This window comes from Pseudomonas sp. SK2 (assembly GCF_016772395.1).
Classification (GTDB): domain Bacteria; phylum Pseudomonadota; class Gammaproteobacteria; order Pseudomonadales; family Pseudomonadaceae; genus Aquipseudomonas; species Aquipseudomonas taiwanensis.
Genome location: NZ_CP061944.1, coordinates 2,971,112 through 2,994,196 on the forward strand (window position 1 = coordinate 2,971,112; position 23,085 = coordinate 2,994,196).

The 23,085-nt window shown below is 63.0% G+C and carries 20 protein-coding genes and 2 pseudogenes; 11 read left to right on the forward strand and 11 right to left on the reverse strand.

Annotated features, from left to right (window positions below):
- Window positions 1-8: 8 nt before the first annotated feature.
- Window positions 9-1,328, reverse strand: coding sequence for a Na+/H+ antiporter family protein (locus IF103_RS13215; protein ID WP_023380842.1), 1,320 nt, complete (start codon window positions 1,326-1,328; stop codon window positions 9-11).
- Between the two features lie 533 nt (window positions 1,329-1,861).
- Here IF103_RS13215 and IF103_RS25415 point away from each other — a divergent pair.
- The 5 genes and pseudogenes from IF103_RS25415 to IF103_RS13235 all read left to right on the forward strand — a co-directional run.
- Window positions 1,862-2,779: pseudogene (locus tag IF103_RS25415) on the forward strand (methyl-accepting chemotaxis protein); the annotation flags it as partial.
- Between the two features lie 393 nt (window positions 2,780-3,172).
- Window positions 3,173-3,685: pseudogene (locus IF103_RS25420) on the forward strand (methyl-accepting chemotaxis protein); the annotation flags it as partial.
- 179 nt (window positions 3,686-3,864) lie between these two features.
- Window positions 3,865-4,782 carry an AEC family transporter gene (locus IF103_RS13225; protein ID WP_202675388.1) on the forward strand — a complete coding sequence of 306 codons (918 nt, stop codon included), beginning with the start codon at window positions 3,865-3,867 and terminating at the stop codon, window positions 4,780-4,782.
- A gap of 48 nt (window positions 4,783-4,830) precedes the next feature.
- The gene (locus IF103_RS13230; protein ID WP_041925504.1) at window positions 4,831-5,442 is read left to right on the forward strand and encodes a cell wall hydrolase; all 612 of its coding nucleotides are present in this window, start codon (window positions 4,831-4,833) and stop codon (window positions 5,440-5,442) included.
- A gap of 173 nt (window positions 5,443-5,615) precedes the next feature.
- Window positions 5,616-6,467, forward strand: a complete 852-nt coding sequence (locus IF103_RS13235; protein ID WP_023380848.1) for a CAP domain-containing protein — start codon at window positions 5,616-5,618, stop codon at window positions 6,465-6,467.
- A 20-nt stretch (window positions 6,468-6,487) separates the two neighbouring features.
- Here IF103_RS13235 and IF103_RS13240 read toward each other — a convergent pair whose 3' ends face one another.
- Window positions 6,488-7,456, reverse strand: a complete 969-nt coding sequence (locus IF103_RS13240; protein WP_027906688.1) for a GlxA family transcriptional regulator — start codon at window positions 7,454-7,456, stop codon at window positions 6,488-6,490.
- Window positions 7,457-7,557: 101 nt separating this feature from the next.
- Between IF103_RS13240 and IF103_RS13245 the strand changes: the two genes are divergently transcribed.
- Window positions 7,558-8,169 carry a LysE family translocator gene (locus IF103_RS13245; RefSeq protein WP_027906689.1) on the forward strand — a complete coding sequence of 204 codons (612 nt, stop codon included), beginning with the start codon at window positions 7,558-7,560 and terminating at the stop codon, window positions 8,167-8,169.
- Between the two features lie 24 nt (window positions 8,170-8,193).
- Here the strand turns inward: IF103_RS13245 and IF103_RS13250 are convergent, their stop codons facing one another.
- Window positions 8,194-9,093 (reverse strand): LysR family transcriptional regulator, encoded by a 900-nt coding sequence (locus tag IF103_RS13250; RefSeq protein ID WP_027906690.1) that lies wholly within the window; start codon window positions 9,091-9,093, stop codon window positions 8,194-8,196.
- A gap of 116 nt (window positions 9,094-9,209) precedes the next feature.
- Here IF103_RS13250 and IF103_RS13255 point away from each other — a divergent pair, with 116 nt between their 5' ends.
- From IF103_RS13255 to IF103_RS13270, 4 genes are all read left to right on the forward strand, one after another.
- Window positions 9,210-9,563, forward strand: coding sequence for a cupin domain-containing protein (locus IF103_RS13255; RefSeq protein WP_023380853.1), 354 nt, complete (start codon window positions 9,210-9,212; stop codon window positions 9,561-9,563).
- Between the two features lie 298 nt (window positions 9,564-9,861).
- A complete protein-coding gene (locus tag IF103_RS13260) occupies window positions 9,862-12,279 on the forward strand; it encodes a glucose/quinate/shikimate family membrane-bound PQQ-dependent dehydrogenase (protein ID WP_202675389.1) in 2,418 nt (805 codons plus the stop codon).
- 111 nt (window positions 12,280-12,390) lie between these two features.
- Window positions 12,391-13,662 carry a carbohydrate porin gene (locus tag IF103_RS13265; RefSeq protein ID WP_202675390.1) on the forward strand — a complete coding sequence of 424 codons (1,272 nt, stop codon included), beginning with the start codon at window positions 12,391-12,393 and terminating at the stop codon, window positions 13,660-13,662.
- 170 nt (window positions 13,663-13,832) lie between these two features.
- Window positions 13,833-14,219, forward strand: coding sequence for a VOC family protein (locus IF103_RS13270; RefSeq protein ID WP_023380858.1), 387 nt, complete (start codon window positions 13,833-13,835; stop codon window positions 14,217-14,219).
- Window positions 14,220-14,225: 6 nt separating this feature from the next.
- Here IF103_RS13270 and IF103_RS13275 read toward each other — a convergent pair whose 3' ends face one another.
- From IF103_RS13275 to IF103_RS13305, 7 genes are read right to left on the reverse strand one after another with little or no spacing between them, the layout of a single operon-like run.
- Entirely contained in the window at window positions 14,226-15,593 is a 1,368-nt protein-coding gene (locus IF103_RS13275) for an ATP-binding protein (RefSeq protein WP_027906693.1), read from the reverse strand.
- Window positions 15,590-16,252, reverse strand: a complete 663-nt coding sequence (locus tag IF103_RS13280) for a response regulator (protein ID WP_023380860.1) — start codon at window positions 16,250-16,252, stop codon at window positions 15,590-15,592. Before IF103_RS13280 ends, IF103_RS13275 begins: the two co-directional genes overlap by 4 nt.
- Window positions 16,253-16,254: 2 nt before the next feature.
- Window positions 16,255-16,896 carry a tetratricopeptide repeat protein gene (locus tag IF103_RS13285; RefSeq protein ID WP_023380861.1) on the reverse strand — a complete coding sequence of 214 codons (642 nt, stop codon included), beginning with the start codon at window positions 16,894-16,896 and terminating at the stop codon, window positions 16,255-16,257.
- Window positions 16,893-17,699, reverse strand: coding sequence for an SDR family oxidoreductase (locus tag IF103_RS13290; protein ID WP_023380862.1), 807 nt, complete (start codon window positions 17,697-17,699; stop codon window positions 16,893-16,895). Before IF103_RS13290 ends, IF103_RS13285 begins: the two co-directional genes overlap by 4 nt.
- Complete coding sequence (locus IF103_RS13295) at window positions 17,686-18,366, reverse strand: iron-containing redox enzyme family protein (RefSeq protein WP_023380863.1); 681 nt, start codon at window positions 18,364-18,366, stop codon at window positions 17,686-17,688. Before IF103_RS13295 ends, IF103_RS13290 begins: the two co-directional genes overlap by 14 nt.
- Window positions 18,367-18,378: 12 nt before the next feature.
- Window positions 18,379-19,839, reverse strand: a complete 1,461-nt coding sequence (locus IF103_RS13300; protein ID WP_027906695.1) for an AMP-binding protein — start codon at window positions 19,837-19,839, stop codon at window positions 18,379-18,381.
- On the reverse strand, window positions 19,829-20,506 hold the full coding sequence (locus tag IF103_RS13305; protein WP_023380865.1) for a thermostable hemolysin: 678 nt from the start codon (window positions 20,504-20,506) through the stop codon (window positions 19,829-19,831). Before IF103_RS13305 ends, IF103_RS13300 begins: the two co-directional genes overlap by 11 nt.
- A 142-nt stretch (window positions 20,507-20,648) precedes the next feature.
- Here IF103_RS13305 and IF103_RS13310 point away from each other — a divergent pair, with 142 nt between their 5' ends.
- Window positions 20,649-21,218 (forward strand): hypothetical protein, encoded by a 570-nt coding sequence (locus IF103_RS13310; protein ID WP_023380866.1) that lies wholly within the window; start codon window positions 20,649-20,651, stop codon window positions 21,216-21,218.
- Window positions 21,219-21,304: 86 nt separating this feature from the next.
- On the opposite strand, the gene IF103_RS13315 is transcribed toward IF103_RS13310, so the two are convergent.
- On the reverse strand, window positions 21,305-22,984 hold the full coding sequence (locus IF103_RS13315) for an MFS transporter (RefSeq protein ID WP_023380867.1): 1,680 nt from the start codon (window positions 22,982-22,984) through the stop codon (window positions 21,305-21,307).
- Between the last annotated feature and the right edge of the window lie 101 nt (window positions 22,985-23,085).

Below are 23,085 nucleotides of genomic sequence, written 5' to 3' on the forward strand. Positions count from 1 at the left end.
GGCCAGCCTTACAGCACCATTGCCGCCAGCCAGCCAAAGGCCAGCAGCGGCAGGTTGTAATGAATGAAGGTCGGCACCACGGTATCCCAGATGTGGTGATGCTGGCCGTCGACATTCAGACCTGAAGTTGGACCCAGGGTCGAGTCTGACGCCGGCGAACCCGCATCCCCCAGCGCTCCAGCAGTACCGACGATGCAGACGGTGGCCACCGGGTCGAAGCCCAGTTGCACGCACAGCGGTACGAAGATCGCCGCCAGGATGGGCACCGTGGAAAACGACGAGCCAATGCCCATGGTCACCAGCAGTCCCACCAGCAACATCAGCAAGGCACCGATGCCCTTGCTGTGATCGATCCACTGCGCCGATGCCTCGACCAGGCCCTTGACCTCACCAGTCGCCTTCATCACTTCGGCGAACCCCGAAGCGGCGATCATGATGAAGCCGATCATGGCCATCATCTTCATGCCCTCGGTGAACAGGTCGTCCGTGTCCTTCCAGCGCACGATGCCCGACAGCGAGAAGATCAGGAAACCCACCATCGCGCCGATGATCATCGAATCCAGCCACAATTGAACGATGAACGCGCAGGCAATGGCCAGTCCCGCCACCAGTAGGGTCAGAGGGTTGTACTGCACACTGACCTGCTCCACTTGCTCGATGCGTTCCAGGTCATAGTCACGACGTTTGCGGTAGCTGAAGAACACCGCGATCAGCAGGCCTGCCAGCATACCGGCAGCCGGAATGGCCATCGCATGGGTCACGTTGATACCGCTGACATCGACCCCGGCGCGAGCGACATTGGCCAACAGGATTTCATTGAGGAAGATGTTGCCGAAGCCTACCGGCAGAAACATGTAGGGCGTGATCAGGCCGAAGGTGATGACGCAGGCGATCAGGCGTCGATCGATGCGCAATCGAGTCAGCACGTACAGCAGGGGCGGAACCAGCAATGGAATGAAGGCGATGTGGATAGGCAGGATGTTCTGCGACGACACCGCCACCACCAGCATCAGGCCGATCAGCAGCCACTTCATCCGACCACCCTCGGCATGTCCCTGGCGGTCGATCATGGCCAGGGCACGGTCAGCCAGCGCATGGGCCAGCCCGGACTTGGCGATGGCCACGGCGAACGCACCCAGCAACGCATAGGACAGCGCCACCGTGGCACCACCGCCCAAGCCGCCGTTGAACGCCTTTAGCGTACCTTCGATACCCAGGCCGCCGAACAGCCCTCCAGCCAGCGCACCGATAATCAGGGCGATGACCACATGCACCCGAGACAGGCTGAGTATCAGCATGATGCCGACCGCGGCGATCACTGCATTCATGGTTTGGCTTACCTCGTTTGCGACAGAAAAAAAGCGCGCACTCTGAAGCACCGAGCGAAGGATGTCAAAAGCGCCATGTGTCGACCTGTTTCGAGGCTATCAACGCGTCGCCACAGGCTGGGCCAAAAATTAAATTGATCGTTCGAATAAAGAAAAAAATTTCAGCGCCGACACAGTCTCTAGCCCAGACCTATTACAAGGGAATTCTCCCCATGCCTTTGCGACAACTTTCCATCCAGTGGAAAATCACCCTGCTCGCCGGTCTCTGCCTGGCGGGTATTGTCACGTTGCTTGTAGGACTATCGCTGTATCGCATGGACCACAGTTCGGACCTGGTCAAGCAAAGCAGCACGCAGATGCTCACCCAGGCAGCCCAGGCACGCATCGAGTCACAAGGTGAAGTCCAAGCGCTGAACATTCGCCGCCAGTTCATGGACGCCTATCAATACGGCGCAGGGTTCGCCCGTCAGGTGCTGTTCCTGCGCGAACAAGCCGAAAAGCGTTTCCTCGACGCTTTCGACCTGCGCGAGGACATGACCCGCCAGGTGCGCGCCGCGCTGCAGGCCAACCCCGACCTGCTCGGCTTGTCGCTGGTGTTCGAACCCAACGCTCTGGATAACAAAGACAGCCTGTTCGCAGACAAGGCGGAGCTGGGCAGCAACGAAACCGGGCGTTTTTCCCTGTACTGGTCGCAACCACGAGCAGGCCAGCTGACCTCCATGTCCCTCCCCGAGCGCGACTTGACCGATACCCAAATCGGGCCGAGCGGGCAGCCGGCCAACACCTGGTTCGTGTGCCCACGCACCACCGGTAAAGTCTGCGTGGTCGAGCCTTACTTCTATGACATCGACGGCCAACGGGTGCTGATGACCAGCATCGTCTTCCCGCTGTCGGTTCAGGGCAAAGTGGTCGCGACGCTTTCCGTCGACATCAATCTCAACAGCCTGCAAGCCCTGAGCGAAGACGCCAGCCGCAGCCTGTACGAAGGTCGTACCACCGTCGGCATCCTCAGCCCGGCAGGCCTGCTGGCAGGCTACAGCGCCGACGCCAGCAAGCTTGCCCATCGTTTCGACGAGGTTGACCCGGCCAAGGGCGACGAACTGGTCCGCAAGCTGGCGGAAGGCAAGCTCAACGTCCTGCACGACCAGCAACGTCTGAAGGTACTGACGGCATTCCAGCCGATCCCAGGCGCCCAGCCATGGGGTGTACTGCTCGATGTGCCGGAGAACGCCCTGACCGGGCCGGCTGAAACCCTCAAGCGCGAACTCGACACCCTCAACACCAGCGGCACCTTGCTTGAACTGGGCCTGGGCCTGGCAGCGGCGATCGCCGGTCTGCTGATGGTGTGGCTGATGGCCCGTGGCGTCACCCGACCGATTCTTGGGGTAGCGGCGATGCTCAAGGACATTGCCAGTGGCGAAGGCGACCTCACCCGCCGCCTGACCTATGACAAGCGCGACGAGCTCGGTGAACTGGCTGGCTGGTTCAACCGCTTCCTGGACAAACTGCAGCCCACCATTGCCGAGGTCAAACGCTCGGTCCAGGCTGCTCGCGGCACCGCCGACCAGTCTTCGGCCATCGCCACTCAGACCAGCGCCGGCATGGAGCAGCAATACCGCCAGGTCGACCAGGTCGCCACCGCATCCCATGAAATGAGCGCCACGGCTCAGGACGTCGCCCGCAGCGCAGCCCAGGCCGCCCAGGCCGCCCGCGATGCTGATCAGGCAACCCGCGAAGGCCTTGCGGTAATCGACCGCACCACCCAGAGCATCGACACCCTGGCCGCCGACATGAGCACCGCCATGGCCGAGGTCGAAGGGCTGGCACAGAACAGCGAGAAGATCGGTTCGGTGCTGGAAGTGATCCGCTCGATCGCCGAGCAGACCAACCTGCTGGCTCTGAACGCCGCCATCGAGGCTGCACGGGCGGGTGAAGCCGGCCGTGGCTTCGCCGTGGTCGCCGATGAGGTACGCAACCTGGCGCAACGCACCCAGGAATCGGTGGAAGAAACCCGTCAGGTGATCGAAGCCCTACAAGCCGGTACCCGCGAAGTGGTCGGTGCCATGGACAACAGCCACCGCCAGGCCCAGGGCGGTGTCGAGCAGGTCGGACAGGCCGTGACCGCGCTGCAGCGTATCGGACAGGCCGTGACGGTGATTACCGACATGAACCTGCAGATCGCCTCAGCAGCCGAGGAGCAGAGCGCGGTGGCCGAAGAGATCAACAGCAATGTGGCGACCATTCGCGATGTGACCGAGTCGCTGTCCGGGCAAGCCAACGAGTCGGCGCGGGTCAGCCAGTCGCTCAACAGCCTGGCCAACCAGCAACAGGCGTTGATGGACCAGTTCCGCGTCTGAGCCTCGAGGGCCGGCAAAAGCCGGCCCTCTTCACATGGCCACCACGCTGGCCGCCAGGTGCGCGGCGCTGGTTTCTGAGCGCGGCATTACACCCGTCAACCGTCTGTGTGCAAAACAACGTGTTCCCAAACATCGGTCCACGCTAGTCTGTGCCGGAATCCGACAACGGAACACCGACCATGCTCCACCTGCTGCTGACCACCTTGGTCCCGATCATCGTGCTGATTGCCTTGGGAACCTTCCTGCGCGTTCGTGGTTTTCTGGCCGAACCATTCTGGCCCGGCGCAGAACGCCTCAGTTACTACGTGCTGCTGCCGTCGCTGTTCCTGCATGGCCTGGCGACCGCCAACCTCGATGGCGTTCCGGTAATGGGCATGGTTGTCGTGCTGATGCTCTCGACCGTGCTGGGTGCCTTGCTGCTGATGCTTTACCAAGGCGCCGCCAACCATGACGGGGCCGACTTCACCTCGGTATTCCAAGGCGGCGTGCGCTTCAACAACTACATCGGGGCCACATTGGCAGCCGGCATCTATGGCAGCGCCGGCATCGCACTGGCGGCAGTTGCCAACGCAGCGATCGTGCCGCTGGTGAACCTGCTTTGCGTCCTGGTCTTCGCTCGTTTCAGCGCACGCCACAGCTCACCGATCACGGTACTGCGGGCAATCTTTGCCAACCCTTTGATCGTCGGCTGCGCGGGCGGGCTGCTGTTGCGGTTCAGTGGCCTGGGTCTGCCCGCGGGTATCGAACCCACGGTCAAGGCGCTGGGCCAGGCTGCCCTGCCCTTGGGCTTGCTTTGCGTGGGAGCGGCCCTGGGCGGTGCAAGACTTGGCCAGCAGGTGCGGCCGTTGGTGGCCGCTTCGACGTTCAAGTTCCTGGTCATGCCGCTCACAACCTGGGGGCTGTGCCGGCTGCTGGGGCTGGGCGGTCAGGCGGCCGTCGTGGCAGTGCTGTTCCAGGCGTTGCCCACGGCTTCATCGTCCTATGTCATGGCCCGGCAAATGGGCGGCAACGCACCGTTGATGGCCACCATCATCGCCCTGCAGACAATGGCTGGCGCAGTCACCCTGCCATTGATGCTCTCGCTGACGTTGAGTTGATGGCGATTGGCTAGACTGTGATTCAGCTCACAGTACGGACATTCGCCCATGCGCCTATCGTGGATGGTAATCGCGCTGACCACAGCCCTGCTTGCAGGCCCTCTTCACGCGGCCGACAGTACCAAGGCCGCGGTCGCCGAGGACAAGGCCGAAGCGCTCGAGGAAAAAGTCGTCGAGGATGCCCCGCCACCGAAGAAAAGCGAAACCCTGACCCCGAGCGAGGTAAAAGCGGTGGACCCGGCCGGCCAGTCGCCGATGGACGACAGCATCACCTGCCTGGCCCGGACCATTTACTGGGAAGCCAAGGGTGCCACGGACGAGGACATGAGTGCGGTGGCCAGTGTAGTGCTCAATCGCCTGGGCCATGAGGGCTTCCCGGACTCGATCTGCGCGGTGGTCAAGCAAGGGGTCGAAACCAAATCCTGCCAGTTCTCCTGGTGGTGCGATGGTCGCCCGGACCAGGTCGAAGAAGAACAGCGCTACACCATCGCCAAGGAAATCGCGCGCAGGGCCCTCAACCAGCAACTCAAGGACCCCACAGGCGGCGCACTGTACTTCCATGACCGCAACGTACACCCGGAGTGGGCCAAGGCCTACCGCAAGACCGCCGAGACCCAGCATTTTCTGTTCTACAAGCCAAACCAGGCGTTGGCCCGCTGAGCCAGGTCATTGGATCGCACTTTTCCGGCGACCAATGGTCTATCCCCTCCTTTGCCGCCCATAACCTTTCTGCCGGCTTCACCGGCAAGCTGCACGATTCCGGGCCAAAAGCCTCGAGCTTGTGTAGGATGGGCAGCGCTTACCAAGACGCTGCCAGCCATAGGGAGATCCACATGCGCGTCCTGTCATCCGTTGCCGCCTTGTCACTGGGCCTGGTCGTCTCGACGGGGGCCCTGGCCGTTACTGGCGAAGAGGCGCAACTGATCGATTCGATCAATGCCTATCGCAGTCAGACGCAACGCTGCGGCGGCGAGGTGTCGCTGGAACTGCCGCCCCTGAACAGCGATACGCGCCTGGCACTGTCGCCGGAAGGCACCCGCGACCTGCAGCAGGCCATGTCCCGCGCGGCCTACCCCATGGTCAATGTCCAGGCCATCAGCCTGTCCGGCCCGCGCGACGCCCGTGCCGCGATGAACGCCATCGAAGAGAGCTTTTGCCAGGTGGTGCTCGACCCCCAATTCGTCGACATCGGTGTGAGCCAGGAAGGCCGTGACTGGCGTATCGTTCTTGCCCGTCCGCTGCTAAGCGGCGGGCTGGGCGACTGGCAAGCCGAGGGGCAAAAGGTGCTGCAGGCGATCAATGCCGCACGCAAGGTGCCACGCCAATGCGGTGGCCAACCCTATGCCGCTGCCCCCGCACTGGGCTGGAACGCGACGCTGGCAGGCGTGGCCGCCAGCCATACCCGAGCCATGGCCAATCAGAATTTCTTCGACCATGTCGACAAGGATGGCCGCACCCCGGGCGACCGCGCCGAGCTTGCCGGCTACCTCTATCAGCAAATCGGCGAGAATATCGCCGCCGGTCGCGATACGGCGCGCAAGGTGGTCGACGGCTGGCTGGACAGCCCAGGACACTGCGCCACCCTCATGAACCCAGACTTCCGCGAACTGGGCGCGGCCTATGCGGTGGACCCGAAAAGCGATGCAGGCATCTACTGGACGGCGCTGTTCGGCAGTCCACAGTAAGTCCTTCTGGTGAAGGGGTTTCAAGGACCTGTCCGGCGCAAGACCTGCGCCGTGCAACCAAAGCGCCGGCGCACGCATTTGCCCAGGTAACTCGCATCGCCCAACCCTACCTCGTCGGCAATCTGCGCCAAGCTGTGACTGGAATTGAGCAGTCGCCAACGCGCCTGCTGCAAGCGCATCTCCAGCCACCAGCCTTTGGCGCTCATGCCGTGGCTGGCCTGGAATTGTCGATCCAGCTGGCGCCGACTGATGCCAAGCTCGCTGGCCAGTTGTTCGACGGACAGCTTCGCCCCCAGATGGTGACGCATCAGCGCCAAGGCCCGCGTAACCTGACGCCCCTGCCCAGCCCCGGTTTCGAGCGAGCGCAGCGCGTGACGGCTGTGGCGTGTTTCGTCCACCAACATGTCGGCCAACCCCTTGAGTGCACGGGTTCGACCGCAGGCTGCCGACAACAGCTCCACTGCAAGGTCGATGACCGCCGTACCGCCTGCACAGGTAATGCGCCCGCCATCGATGCAGTACAGCTGCTCGGGCAGAACCTGAAGGTGCGGGAAACTGGCTCTGAACTCCACTTCGTGGCGCCAGTGCACCACCACCTTGTGCCCGTCCAGCAAGCCACAAGCCGCCAGCAGAAAGGCTGCATTGTCGACTGCGACCAGCTTCACGCCCGCCTTGACAGCCTGCCTGAGCAGGCCCTGATAACGCGGAGCGAGCTGGGCGGTTGCGCCCGCGCTGCGTCCGCCGAACACCACCAGGTAGTCGTAACCGCGCAGTTCCAGCTGCTCCGGCGTTACGTGCACATGGACCACCGCCCCACTGCTCGATGGCACCGGATCGTCAGTCAGGCCCAGCAATGTCCAACAGCAATACCGCTGACGGCTGTAATCCTCATCGTCGGCGCTGAAACGCAGCTTGTCGAGAAAGCCGCCGAAGGGCAGCAAGGCAAAATCCGGCAACGGCAGGATCAACAGGCGAAGATCAGGGGGCATTGCACAATGTCCAGAAAACACCATTGAATGGCCAGATAATACCCTTTGATTCGAACGGCGTACCCTAAACTGGACGTCTGTGAATCGACAAGGCACTTTACATGGCACTCGACACCTGGCTGATCTACCTGCTGGCCAGCACCGGCCTGTCGCTGACCCCAGGCCCCAATAGCCTGCTGGCCCTGACCCACGGCGCCCAGTACGGCGCTCGCCGGACGCTGTTCACCATCGTCGGCGGTGTGTTTGGCTTCAGCGCCCTGATCGCCCTGGCCATGTTCGGCCTTAGCGCCCTGCTGCAAGCGTCTGCCTCGGTGTTGACCGTGCTCAAGTGGGTTGGCGGCGCCTACCTGATCTGGCTGGGGATCCAGCTATGGCGCAGCCCAGCCCTGCACCTGGAGATGAACGCGCGGCCTGCTCGACTGAACAATGCCGGACTGTTTCGCCAGGGCCTGCTGTCGGCCTTGGCCAACCCCAAGGTGCTGCTGTTCTATGGCGCCTTCCTGCCGCAATTCATCGACCCGCAGCGCGGGCTGCTCATGCAGTTCGTGGTGATGGCTGCTACTTTCGCCAGCGTCGAGTGCCTGGTCGAGTATGTGCTGGCGCGTCTGGCATTTCGCATCCGTCCCTGGTTGGCCAAAGGTGGCAAAGGATTCAATCGCTGCTGCGCCAGCCTGTTCGCGCTGATTGGCGCGGCGCTGCCCTTGGGTCGCTGAAGGCCATCCTTTGAAAGCCTCGACTCAGGGCTTGAGCAAGCCTTCGCAGAAGCTGACGAATGTCTTGACCCGACGCGAGCCACGATGATTGGGCAGGTACAACGCATTGATGCTGTCACTGGCCGCGCCTGGGCTTGCCTGCCAATCACCGAAAATCCGCTGCAGCCGGCCAGCCGCCACGTCCTCGCGCACCAGCCAGTCGGCCAGCAGAGCGATGCCGCAGCCCGCAAGGGCAGCCTCGCGCAACATATCGGCGTTGGCGCTGCGCAACGGCCCGCTGACGTCCAGTTCCAACGCCTGCTCTGCCTGGCGCAAACGCCAGGGCCGCGCTTTTTGTCCGTAGCGAAAACGCAGGCAGGCGTGATCCAGCAGCTGCCGAGGGTGGAGTAACGGCTCGCGCCCAGCCAGATACGCCGGGCTGGCCACCAGCCAGCGGTCGAAAGTGCCCAGCTGGCGGCAGACCAGTTCGTCATCCGGCGCCGGGTCGCCCAAGCGGATCGACAGGTCATAACGGCCATCGAGCAGGTCATCGAGACGGTCGCTCATGTCGATGTCCAACTCCAGCGCCGGATGCTGTGCCATGAACGGCCCCAGATGCGGGGCGATCACCCGGCGACCGAACTCCACCGGCAAGCACAGGCGCAACACCCCTACCGGCTCCTCGCCTCGGTCGGCCACACTGGCGTCAGCCTCTGCCAACGCCTCGAGAATCGCCCGTGAGCGCTCATAGTAGCGGGCCCCCGCCTCGGTCAGGCTGACTTGGCGGGTGGAGCGATTGAGCAACGTGGCCCCCAGGGCGCCTTCCAGGGCATCGACCAGCCGGGTGACCGAGGACGGAGCCACACCCTGGGAGCGGGCAGCGGCTGAAAAACCCTGTGCATCGACGGTGGCCACGAACATCTTCATCGCCAAGAGCTTGTCCATATCTTTCCCGCCGTTGAAATCTCGGAACGGTCCTACAATCGGTGTGGCAGGTCAAGAAGCGCACTGATGACTCCTCCCGTTCATAGTGGAAACACCCCCGTAGAGCGAGATCCCAAATGCCCCTTGCGAATGTATTCGACGCACTTCCGTCCCGTTGCCCGAGCGACGTCGAACTGGTCGACGCGTTGCTCAAGCGCCCCGGCCTGCGCATAGAACGTATCGTCTCCACCGGCCAGGCCAGCCCCCCCGGCTTCTGGTACGACCAGGCCGAAGGCGAATGGGTCGTGCTGCTCAGCGGCGCAGCCGGGCTGCGTCTGGAGCACGAAGACCATACCCGCCTGCTCAAGCCGGGGGACTGCCTCGACATTCCTCCCCACTGCCGCCATCGGGTGGAGTGGACCTCCCAGCAAACTTCCACCATCTGGCTCGCGGTGTTCTACAGCGCCTCCCTGCCCTGGCCAAATAGCTGAGCCGACCTGCCCACGTCCACTGACTGAACGCCTGCCTGCTGCCCGCTGGTGGCGGCGCCGCGCAGCGTTACCGACTGCCCCTGGGTGGCGCATTACGACGAAAGTCTACTGCGTCACATCGACAAATGAACACGAACGGCACACCCCGTGCACATTTACCGGCCTGATCTAGACTTTTAGCCACTCCTTGGCAAGTTCAACCCTGCGACAATCAGCCTCAGAAAATTTTGTACTAACTTGTTAATTAGCTTGCTAAGGGCTTAAACTCCGCCGCATTCCACCTGCTGAGATCTCTGGCATGAAAGAAACCCCGCGCGCCTCTGGCGCCACAACCCTCATTCTGGTCGGCTTGGGCGTAATCGTCGCCCTGCTTGGCCTTCTCCTGGCTGCTGGCGGCATCAAGCTCGCTGGCCTGGGCGGTTCCTGGTACTTCCTGATCGGCGGCCTGGCCATGGCCATCGCCGGCGTCCTCATCGCACGCCGCAAGGTCGCCGGTGCCTGGCTGTACGCCCTGTTCCTGGTCGGTACCGTGATCTGGGCGCTGGTCGATGCCGGCTTGCAGTTCTGGCCGCTGTTCTCGCGCCTGTTCATGTTTGCCGCGATTGGCTTGGTGGTGGCATTGGTGTACCCAATGCTGGCCCGCGCCAACGGTGCCAGCGCCGGCCGTGGCGCTTATGGCATCGCGGGCGTATTGGCTGTGGTGCTGGCCATCGCCGTCGGCAACATGTTCGTTGCCCACCCCAGTGTCGCCCCCACCGGTAAAGGCCCTGGCCTGACCCCAGTGGCGCCGGAAAAAGCACAGAAAGACTGGGCCCACTACGGCAACACCGAAGGTGGCAACCGCTTCGCCGCGCTGGACCAGATCAACCGCGCCAACGTCGACAAGCTGCAGGTGGCCTGGACCTACCGCACCGGTGACGTCGCCCTCAGCGACGGCAACGGGGCCGAGGACCAGCTGACCCCCCTGCAGATCGGCAGCAAGGTGTTCATCTGCACGCCGCACAACAACCTGATCGCCCTCGACGCCGACACCGGCAAAGAGCTGTGGAAGAACGAGATCAACGCCCAGTCCAAAGTCTGGCAGCGTTGCCGTGGCATGGCCTACTTCGACGCCACCGCGCCGATCGCACAGCCGACCCAGCCAAACAGCTCGCCAATCACCCAGGCCAGCGTGCCAGCCGGCGCCAACTGCCAGCGTCGCCTGCTGACCAACACCATCGACGGTCGCCTGATTGCCGTCGACGCCGACAATGGTGAGTTTTGCCAGGGCTTCGGCAACAATGGCCAGGTCGACCTCAAGGCTGGCCTGGGCAACGTCCCTGACTCCTACTACCAGCTTTCGTCCGCGCCGCTGATGGCCGGTACCACCGTCGTGGTCGGCGGCCGCGTTGCCGATAACGTCCAGACCGACATGCCAGGCGGCGTGATCCGTGGCTTCGACGTCATCACCGGGGCCATGCGCTGGGCGTTCGACCCAGGCAATCCGGAAGATCGCAACGCACCGACAGGTGACAAGACCTACGTGCGAAGCACCCCCAACAGCTGGGCACCCATGTCGTACGATCCGGCGATGAACACCTTGTTCCTGCCGATGGGTTCCTCGTCCACCGACATCTACGGTGTCGAGCGCAGCAAGCTGGACCACACCTACGGCGCGTCGGTGCTGGCCCTCGACGCCACCACCGGCAACCAGAAGTGGGTGTTCCAGACCGTACACAATGACCTGTGGGACTTCGACCTGCCAATGCAGCCGAGCCTGATCGACTTCACCAAGGACGACGGCAAATCCGTTCCTGCGGTGGTGATCGGCACCAAGGCTGGGCAGATCTATGTACTCGACCGCGCCACCGGCAAGCCGCTGACCCAGGTTGACGAAGTACCGGTCAAGCCGGGCAATATCCCTAACGAGCCGTACTCCCCGACGCAACCGAAATCGGTGGGTATGCCGCAGATCGGCGCGCAGACCCTGACCGAATCGGACATGTGGGGTGCCACGCCGTTCGACCAGCTGCTGTGCCGCATCGACTTCAAGAAAATGCGCTACGACGGCCTGTACACCGCGCCGGGTACCGACCTGTCGCTGAGCTTCCCGGGTTCGCTGGGTGGCATGAACTGGGGCAGCATCTCTACCGATCCGGTACACGGTTTCATCTTCGTCAACGACATGCGCCTGGGCCTGTGGATCCAGATGATCCCATCGCAGAACAAGGGTCAGGCCGCAGGTGGTGGTGAAGCATTGAACACCGGCATGGGCGCGGTACCTCTCAAGGGCACGCCTTACGCGGTGAACAAGAACCGCTTCCTGTCGGTAGCCGGCATTCCATGCCAGGCACCGCCTTTTGGCACCCTGACCGCCATCGACATGAAAACCCGTCAGGTTGCCTGGCAGGTTCCGGTCGGCACCGTCGAAGACACTGGCCCGCTCGGCATTCGTATGCACCTGCCAATCAAGATCGGCCTGCCGACCCTTGGCGGCACCCTGTCGACCCAAGGTGGCCTGGTGTTCATCGCCGGCACCCAGGACTTCTACCTGCGCGCCTACGACAGCAGCAACGGTAACGAGATCTGGAAAGCCCGCCTGCCCGTAGGCAGCCAGGGTGGCCCGATGACCTATGTCTCGCCGAAAACCGGCAAGCAGTATGTGGTCGTCACTGCCGGCGGTGCCCGTCAGTCGACCGACCGTGGCGACTACGTCATTTCGTACGCCTTGCCGTAAACCGCTTCGTCCGTCATCACCGGCAAGCCGGCCACTACAGGACCCGCGAAGGTCCCAGTAGTGGCCGGCTTGCTGGCGATGAGGCCCTGAAAGACTATCCGAGACCCCGTAATGTCCCCCGCTCTTCGCTACACCCCCACTGCTCTACTCCTGGCCCTGGCCAGTACCACAGCCCTGGCCGATGGCGACCTCATGACCCGCAGCACCCTGACCGGTGACTGGGGCGGCCTGCGTCACCAGCTGGAAGAGGACGGCATCAAATTCACCGGTGACTACAGCGGCGAAACCGCCTACAACGCCCATGGCGGCCTGCACCGCTCCGCGCGCTATTCGCAGAACCTCAAGCTCGGTGTGCAGTTTGACCTGTCCAAGCTCTACGGCCTGGATAACGGCGGCAAAGTCCAACTGACCATCAATGACCGTCGCGGCAACAGCGCCTCGGAAGATCTGGTGGGCAACCGTCTTCCGATCCAGGAAAACTACGGCGGCCTTTACACCCGCCTGACCGAACTGAGCTATGAGCGCACCCTGTTCACCCCGGCGCTGAACGTCAAGCTCGGCTACATGGCCATGGGCAACGACCTGGGCGGGCTGGACAGCGGCATCCTGTGCAACTTCATGAACGCCGGTTTCTGCGGCCACCCATTGAACATGTCGGGCGGTAGCGGCTGGACCAACTATCCCAACGCCCACCTCGGTGTGCGTGTGAAGTACGACTTCTCGCCGTCCTGGCAGTTGCGCGTCGCGGCGTTCAATGTCGACCCCGAAAGCAATGGCAACTCCAGTCGCGCCTGGCACCTGGGGCCGAAGCACACCACCGGCACCGTGGTTCCGGTAGAGCTGGTGTACAAGCTTCAAGGCGAGCTGCCGGGCGAGTACAAGCTGGGCTATTACTACGACAGCTCCGATGTAAAACGCATTGGCAGCGACGACGAACTGTCGGGCCGTGGTGGTCACTACCTGCTGATCGACCAAGCCGTGTGGAACGATCCGCAATCGGCTGGCCGCAGCCTGCATGCCTTCGGCCAGTATTCGGCATCGAGCAAGGCCGCCTCGCCATTCACCAAGTGGTATGGCGCCGGTGTGGTGCTGTACAAGCCGTTCGAAGGGCGCCCTCGCGATACCCTGGCCCTGGGTTACGGTCGCGCCGTGCCGAACCCGCGTAGCCGCGACGTGCTGGAAGAAACTGCGCTGAACAATGGCCAGGCCTTCCCCGATATCGACAGCGCCGAACAACTGATCGAGCTGAGCTACGGCTACCAGGCCACTCCATGGCTGAACCTACGACCTGATGTGCAATACATCATCGAGCCAGGCGCCTTCTCCGGAAAGGACATCGACAACGCACTGGTGGTTGGCCTGCAGGTCAAAGCCACGTTCTGATAGCGGTTCAGGCTAGAACGCGCCGGTGGTTTGCGCGCCCTTTTCCATCAAGGGAGGGGGCAACCGCCGGCCCGTCCCCCCAAGGCTCAGGCCGAGTTCGGATAACGCTGGCCAAACGATGCAGAGCAGCTTTACTAGAGGATAACGAGCTTTGGAAACGGTGGACGCCCATGAAGATCGTAGTCACCAGCATCCTCGTAGACGACCAGGCCAAGGCCCTTTCCTTCTACCATTACGTGCTCGGCTTCGAACCCAAGCATGACCTGCCCATGGGCCAGCATCGCTGGCTGACCCTCACCTCACCCAATGACCCTGACGGGGTCGAACTGCTGCTCGAACCGGATGTACACCCTGCAGCAAAGACCTACAAGTCAGCGCTCAAGCAGGAGGGTATTCCCTTCACGACCTTTCGGGTGCGCGATATCCAGGCCGAGTACGCCCGCCTGTGCAAAGCTGGCGTGAGGTTCACCCAGCCGCCTACCGTCATGGGGCCGGTCACCACCGCGGTGTTCGATGACACTTGCGGCAACCTGATCCAGCTCGCCCAGAAGCACTGAAGGCATTCACGACTTCGTCGGTAGACGCAGCGTTGCACGCAAGCCATGCGGTGCCCGGTTGTCCAACTGCACGCTGCCGCCCACGCGGCTCATGATGGCGGCGACGATCGATAGCCCCAACCCAGCGCCATTGGGTGCATCCTTGCTGTAGAAGCGCTCGAAGACCCGCTTCAGGTTCGCAGGCTCGATGCCAGGCCCTTCGTCATCAACATCCAGCCGCACTGTCTGGCCCTCGCGACGCAGGCGTACACTCACCCGTCCACCCGCTGGCGAATGATCTGCAGCGTTGGTCACAAGGTTCTGGATGGCGATACCCAGGGCACCGGCATCGGCACTGACGCGGTAGTCAGCTTCGGCAATGTCCAGGGAAGGCTCCAGTCCTCGTGCGAGCATCCAAGGGGTCAGGTCGGCCAGGGTATCGGTGACCACCTCAGCCAGATCGACCGGCTGCCAGTCACGCGGGCCCAGTTGTGGCTCCAGCCGCGCCAGGGTCAGCAGTTGGTTGACCACCCGGGCAAGGCGGTCGACACCACCAATCAGGTAGGTCAGCGCCTTTTGTCGCTCCGCCTCGCTGGCAGCAGCAAGCGCGTTCTGCGCATGCAGGCGCAGAATTGCCAACGGCGTGCGCATCTCATGGGCGGCATCGGCGATGAAACGGTGCTCGCGCCGGAGCATTTCGTCGATCTGCGCGAGCAACCGGTTGATCGCGGCCTGCATGGGCTCGAGCTCAGCCGGTAGCGGTACCAGCTGCAAGGGCTCGAGGGATTCGGCGTGGCGCGCGCGTATGACCGTGGCCATGTTCTGCAACGGCTTCAGCCCCCAGCCAATCGCCGCCCAGACCAACAGTGCCAGCACCAGGCTGCCGAGCAGGAACGGCATCAACGTGTGGCGCACGATGCGGTCGATCAGGTCATAGCGAACATCGTTGCGCTCGCCGACCCAGATCACCCAGCGCTTTTCGGGTACCGGCAGCATGAAACTGCGCCAGCGCTGCTCGGCCACGACGATATCGGCAAACCCCGGCGTGCGCGGGGCTGGCTCGATACGCGGTGCGCTGGGCGTGTGCACCAGCAAACTGCCATCATCGGACCAGACCTGGAATGCCAGCTTGCTTTCATAAGGGTGGCCCACCCTGTGGTGCCCCGCCTTGCTCAGCGCCTCGTTGAAGGCACGGTAGAGGGCATCGCGGCTCTGTTCCTGCACCGGCAGGCTCATGATCCCTTGCAACAGCCGCGCGTTCTGCGCCAGGTGGGCGTCATAGACCTCGTTAATTTCGTGTCGACTGTCGTGGTAGTTGTACAGCGCAAGCGCTCCGCTCCCGACCAGCAACGACAGCATGACGCGCCACAACGTGCGCTGGCGCAATGAACTCATCGATGGCCTTCCACCAGGTAGCCAATACCTCGCACGGTTCGGATCAAGCCATTGAACAGCTTCTTGCGCAGCTGGTAGATGTTCACCTCCAGGGTGTTGCTTTCAGGCTCCTCATCCCACCCATACAACAACTGGGTCAGGCGCTCACGGGTGAAGACCTTGCCCGGTTGCGCGAGCAGTTCGTGCAGCAAGCGATACTCCTTGGGTGTCAGCACCACCGGCTGGTCCAAGTAATACACCTGCTGGGTCGCAGGGTCCAGACGCACCCCGGCATGTTCGATGACCAGTTGCGCACGACCGGCACTGCGGCGCAGCAGGGCCCGCAACCGGGCCTTGAGCTCGTTCAGGTCGAAGGGTTTGACCAGGTAGTCGTCGGCCCCGGCATCCAGGCCATTGATGCGATCTTCGGTGGCATCCCTGGCGGTGAGTATCAGCACTGGCAGGTTCTTGCCGCTGGCGCGCAGGCGCCTGAGCAGTTCGATACCGTCCAACCGGGGCAGCCCCAGGTCCAGGATGACCAAATCGAAAGCCTCGTGCACCAGGGCGTGCAGCGCACTGGCGCCATCCTGCAGCCAGTCGAGGGTATACCCTTCCTGGCGCAGGCCGTCACAGATCCCCTCTCCTAACGCTGCATCATCTTCAACCAGCAGTAGACGCATGCTTAATCCTGCTTGTCCTTGATTGCCTTGAGTAAAGCATCGATTTCCCCTCGCCGGCCCTGGTCGGCCAATTCGCGGCCGGGCCGGGCGGGCGCTTGCAAGGCCTTCTGCAGTGCGGCGCGGGCCTCATCGTAGCGGTTCTGCCGATACAAGTGGTCAGCCCAGAAGTAGTTGCTGTCGATGCCATCAGGGTTGATCGCCAGGGCTTGACGCAACATCGCTTCGGCCTTGTCATGGTCGCCAAAACTCAATGGCCACCCCGGCACCTGATCATACAGCGCCCCCAAGCTTGTGTAAGCGGAGCCTTGCAGGGCCTTGGGGTCCATGGCCAAGGCCTTTTCCAGGCTGGCCCGTGCCGCCTTGACCTTGCCCAATGCCCCTATCCCGCCGGTGGCACCCGCCCAACTGCTGTTGACGATTCCGTCCCAGATCAACGGCTCGGCTGAACCTGGGTGCTGGTGAACCAGGGCCGCCGATTGCCCGGCCAGGGCCTCGAACGCGGCAGCCTGCTGCGCCTCGGGTACACGGTAGCGAACCTCGGCCCAGCGCTGCTGGATGGCACCGAGCTGCTGCGTGCCGGCTTGATCCAAGGCCCAGGTGAAAGGCGCGATGACCAGCAGACTGGCCAGTATCAGGGGTTTCATTTGCTCGACTCCTTGCTGTGCGAGGTGCTGTAGCGGCGAATCAGCGGCAGTTGCTTGCGCAGCGCGCGGTCGACCACGCCCGGTAGCATGCCGTTCAGACGGACGAATAATTTCTCTGGCCACCCCAGGTACAGCTCGTTGCGGTCCGATTGCACCGCCGCCAGCACGGCGCGGGCAACATCTTGCGGGTCGTCCATGCCCACCTTCAAAGCCTGGTTCAAGGCCGTCGCTGCACTACTGTTCATTGCCGTACGGGTGGCCCTAGGGGCGGCATACAGCACGCTTACCGTGGTGTCGGCCAGTTCGCGCCGCAAGGCTTCGGAGAAACCACGCAGGGCAAACTTGCTGGCACAGTAGGTGGCGTAGCCTGGGTAACCGATCGAGCCATAGGTCGAGCCTACGTTCACCACCAATGCCGCAGGCTGTTCGCGCAGCAGTGGCAGGCAGATGCGGGTGAGCTTCACTGCGGCTTTGATGTTCAGGTCGAACAGTTCGTCGAGCGCGGCTTCGTCGAGCTGTTCGATCAAGGCGAAACGGTTAACGCCCGCCGCGTTGATCAACACATTGAAACCGCCCATGGCCCGCGCCGCTGCCAACACCTCGCCGCGGCCTTCGGCGCTGCACAGATCAGCCGCCTGCCAGCGCAATTGCTGCGGGTAGCGATTCATCAGGCTGCTCAGCTTGCCCAGGTGGCGGCTGACCGCCAACACCCGCGCCCCCGCCGCGCAGAGTTGATCCGCCAACTCAAGGCCAATGCCGCCGCTCGCGCCAGTCAGCACCACCACGCAGTCAGACAGCCGCATGGCGCACCTCGCCCCGGTTGGCGCGTGGCAACCCTTCGAACATCGCGGTGTACAGCCGGTACACCACTTTCGCTGCGTGGACTACAGCCTGCTGGTCCTCGGGACTGTCGAGGCGATCCATCAGCTTGCGATACGTGGCCATGTGGTCCTGATCCAGCGCGCCGTGGGAGCTGAGGTAGCTGAATGCGGTGTCCGGCAGGCCGAGGCCTTGCTTCAGGGAACCGGCAGCCTGAGTGGCCAAGGCAATGCTGGTGCCTTCCAGTACATTGACCATTCCGAACAGCGCCACGGGGTTGCCACGGGCGACCTGGTCATAGAGAAACGCCACCATCAGCTCGATGGGTAGCGCCGGCCGCGCATCGCGTACCTGTTGCGGCTCGCCACCGCAGGCAGCGATGTCATTGAGAATCCAGTGTTCGTGGCCATATTCTTCTTCGATGTACTCGCACACCGCACCGCGTAGCCACTCCAGCCGCTCAGGCAGTCTCGCCCCGCAGGCCATCATCAGTGGCACGGTATGCCGGACATGGTGATACGCCTGGCCGAGGAAGGCCCTGTAGGACTCAAGGCTGGCCTTGCCGTCAAGCGCGTCCTTGATCACAGGCACATTGAACAACGCCGTACGTTCCTCGGCGGTTTCCGCTTGCAAGGTTGCAAAGAATGACATGATGGACCTCTTTCATTGAATTTCAGTTAGCAGCGACTCGTAGCGCTGCAGAATGTGTTCACGCCGCGGGCGGCCATTGGCCGTGAGGGTCTGCTGGGCAACACTCAGTGACTCGGGCAAACGCCTCCAGGCATGCACCTGGGCATAGTCCGGCAGCCCGGCGTTGGCCTGACGCACCGCTTGCTCGATCGCTTCATCGGACGCTGACGGGTCCAGCGGCCAGAGCAACGCCAGGTTGTGGGGCAGGTGCTCGCCGTGCACGAACGCCTGCGCGATCACGCCCCCTTGCGTCAACTCGGCCTCCACCCATTCAGGGTTCACGTTGCGTCCGAAACTGGTGGTGAACTGGTGCTTCTTGCGCCCATCGAGGTACAGGAAACCGTCCGGGTCGAAGTGCCCGATGTCCCCCGTGGGCCACCAGGCGCCGTCGAACCCAGGCTCCCCCAGGTAACCCAGCAGGGCCGAGCCACAGACCAGTACCTCGCCGTCCTCGGCGATACGTACCTGCACATGGGGCAAGGGCCGCCCGACACTGCCCAGGCGCTGCTCGCCAGGACGATTGAGGCATACCACCGATGCGCATTCGGACAACCCGTAGCCCTCGAACACCGGAAGCCCGACGGCCTCGGCTCGCTGCAGCAGGCTGGAAGCCACTCGCGCACCGCCCACCGCGACAAAGCGCAAGGGCCCCACACGCATCAGGCCCCGCTCGATGGCCGTGACCAGACCCAGCAACAGCTGTGGAACCAGAATCAGGCTTTCGGCTCCGGACAACGCGATGCAGCCCAGCAGACGCTTGAAGTCGACCTGACTGGCGCCACCCATGCCCAACTGCTGCTGCGGGTACAGCATTACACTGGCACCTGCCAGTAAGGCGGCGTACAGGCCCAGGTTCTCCAGTAGAACGGCCAAAGGCAGCACTGCCAGGTACTTGCCCGGTGCCGCAGCGCGGCTGGCGGCCTCCAGCTCACTGGCGACCCGTAACAGGCTGTCGGCGCTGAGGCACACACCTTTGGGCGCCCCCGTGCTGCCGGAGGTGTAAGTGATCTTCGCGGTGCCGAGGGGCAACGGCTGGGCGACTGTGGCTTCACGCGTCCAGTATTGTTCACGCGGGTTGAAGCCGCATTGGCGCAGGTCCTCGGCGAAGCCCTCATCGGCCACCGCCAGTACCGCGCCGCTCTGCTCCAGGCAGTGCCTGCGCTGGGCATGGCTGAAGAACGTCGGCAGGATCACGCACGGGCGATCGCCGAACAGTGCCGCCAGGTCCCAGAACAAGGCCTCGGGGCCATTCTCCAGGGCCAGCACGAAGGTACCGCGAGGTTGCCCGGCCAACCAGTCCTGCCGCCATTGCACTTCGGCCAGCAGCTGGTCATAGGTAAACGCGCCGCTGCTGCCTTGCACGGCGGGTTGCGCGCCACGGCTACGTGCATGCCGGTGCAGGATCTGCTGAAACGCTTGCAGTTCATGCGGCATGACCGGCCTCCTGTACAGATACCGGCAAGCCAAACCGCTCGAATACCCCACTCTGGGCGAGCGCCGTGTAGCCACCACCGATGCGTCCGACGAACACTTGCGGATGCTGGGCGTAGTAATGCCCCCAGCTCGCTGCCTCGCCGTGCAGGCGCTCCGGGTCCGCCGGGGCCAGTGCCGTTGGCACCAGGCCAAGTCGATGGAAGCTGTTGACCAAGGTCGTCGCCCCTGTGAAGGCCACCCACTGCAAACCACGTTCGGCCAGCAACCAGGTCACGGCAATGATCATGATCCGCGCGCTGCCCGCACTGAGTGCGGCCAGGTTCCCGACCTCCACCAGTTCCGAGCGCTGCACCGTGCCGGCGGCCAGGCGCGATACGCAAGCCTCCAGTGGCTCATCGAGATAGCGTTCGAGAAATAGCGGACCGCTGATGGCCGGGCGAATGCCCGCCGCGGCGATCAGACGATGGTGACTGTCGTACAGCCCCAGTAGCTCAGGCAGATAGTGATGGACGTCGGCGTGGTGAATGGACTGGAAGCGGGCATGGATGAACTGTTCCAGTTCGGCGCGTCCTGGGTCGGACACGCCATGCAGCAGCAGATGGGCCTGGCGCTCGGGATGCACGCCTATGGCCAATGGAAACATCGCGCCGCAATCGTTCTGGGTCATGGTATCCCCCTGGGTTCATGCGTTCGGCGCAGTATCCCGGAGAAATCTGAAGCCAGTCTGAAGTGGCTGTCCTGCGTTCACAGTCTGCAAGGCGTCCGCTACAGTTGCCCTTGCTCACCGCGTATTACAACAAGGAACAGCGATGCGCCACGAATTCAGCGAAGTGCTCACTGACTGGGTCGACTACTTTCTGGTCGGCGATATCCAGTTGCTCGAAAGCTACAAGCAGGCCCATGGCCTGCCAGACGATCTGGCCTACGAGTTCACCCATGGCGACAGCGGCGACCAGGCCGTGCGCGAGGGGGTCGTGCTGCCTTTGGCCGGCGTCGACAACCTGCCCTACCGCATCCTTTTCACCCTCGACGGCGACCCGCCCGCGCTGCGCCAACCCGGCAGCCGCCTCAAGCATCAACGCTCCGGCTATGTGTTGCGGGTTGAGAACCGCGCGCTGATGCTGTTCACCTGGCGCATCCTGCAACACTTCACCCCCAAGACCTTGGGCGACCTACTGGCACGTTACCAGGAGCCCGGGCGGCCGATCATCGAGCTCGATAACGGCTGGTATGACGTGGAGGTGCTGGCGGGTGCCGTGGTGCGCGAAGGGTTGTACGAGCCGGCATTCGAGTTCGTGTTGAACAAGCGCTGGAGCCGGGGTGAGGCCGCGCAGGTGGATATCGGCTACGCCTTCACCCTGCGCGGGTACTTCGATTGAGCAAGCACCTGCAGCGGCCCTTGGGCGGGTAAGCCCGTTCCTGGCTGCGTGGGAACGAGCCTGCCCGCGAAAGGGCCAATGAAGCCTCAACTGTGATGGATATCCCGATCCTTGGTCTCCGGCAAGAAGAAGATCCCCAGCACCGCGGTCATCACCGCAATCACGATCGGATACCACAACCCATAGTAGATATCGCCGGTCGCCGCCACCATGGCGAATGCCACCGTCGGCAGGAAGCCACCGAACCAGCCATTACCGATGTGGTATGGCAACGACATCGAGGTGTAGCGGATACGCGCTGGGAACAGCTCCACCAGCCAGGCGGCTATCGGCCCGTAGACCATGGTCACGTAGATCACCAGAATCGTCAGCAGCAGCAACACCATGGGGTAATGGATCTTCGCCGGGTCGGCCTTTTCCGGATAACCGGCATCCTTCAGAGCGCCCGCCAAGGTAGCGGTGAAGGCATCGCTCTGGGACTTGAAGTCAGCGGCCGCGAGGCCACTGCCATCGAAGCTCGGAATCACCCGCTCGCCGATACGGATCTGCGCGACGCTACCCGGCTCGGCCTTTTCGTTCCCATAGGGGATCGCACGCTTGGCCAGCAGGCTTTTGGCGATGTCGCAGGAACTGGTGAATTTGGCCTTGCCGACCGGGTCGAACTGGAAGGCGCATTGGTCAGGATCGGCCACCACCACAACAGGGTTCTGCTCCTGGGCGACGAACACGTCCGGGTTGCCGTACTCGGTCAGTGCCTTGAAGATCGGGAAGTAAGTCAACGCCGCGATGATGCACCCCGCCATGATGATCTTCTTGCGTCCGATGCGGTCGGAGAGGCTGCCGAAGACGATGAAAAACGGCGTGCCGATCAGCAACGAACCCGCAATCAACAGGTTGGCGGTCTGCGGGTCGATTTTGAGCGTCTGCAGCAGGAAGAACAGCGCATAGAACTGCCCGGTGTACCACACCACGGCCTGGCCGGCGGTCCCGCCAAGCAACGACATGATCACCACCTTCAGGTTGTCCCAACGGGCGAAGGACTCGGTCAGTGGCGCCTTGGACGCTTTGCCTTCGGCCTTCATCTTCATGAACACCGGCGATTCGTTGAGCTGCATGCGGATGTACACCGATATCGCCAGCAGCAGGATCGACAGCAGGAACGGAATGCGCCAGCCCCAGGCTTCGAATGCCTCGGTCCCCATCGCGGTGCGGCATGCCAGTATCACCAGCAGCGACAGGAACAGCCCCAAGGTAGCGGTGGTCTGGATCCAGGCGGTGAAGAAACCTCGCCGCCCTTTGGGTGCATGTTCGGCCACGTAGGTCGCCGCGCCGCCGTACTCGCCTCCCAGAGCCAGGCCTTGCAACAGGCGCAGGCTAATCAGAATGATCGGCGCCGCAACCCCGATGGTCGCATAGCTGGGCAGGATACCCACCACCGCGGTGGACAAGCCCATGATGACAATGGTGATGAGGAAGGTGTACTTGCGCCCGATCATGTCGCCCAGGCGACCGAACACGATGGCGCCGAACGGCCGCACGGCAAAGCCTGCGGCGAAGGCCAGCAAGGCGAAGATGAACGCGGTGGTTTCATTGACGCCTGCGAAGAAGTGCTTGGCGATGATGGCCGCCAATGAGCCATAGAGGTAGAAGTCGTACCATTCGAACACCGTACCCAGGGATGACGCGAAAATGACTTTTCGCTCCTCTCGGGTGATGCCGCGTTGGGGTGCGCTATTGCCCGTGGTTGCGCTATCGAGTACCGCCATGGGTTGCCTCCGTCTTGTTGTTCTAAGGCCGGAGTACCTCACACCCATTTCAGCGTCGCACCCAGGCCCTGGGGCTTGCATTGGTTGCGCGAAGCACGACG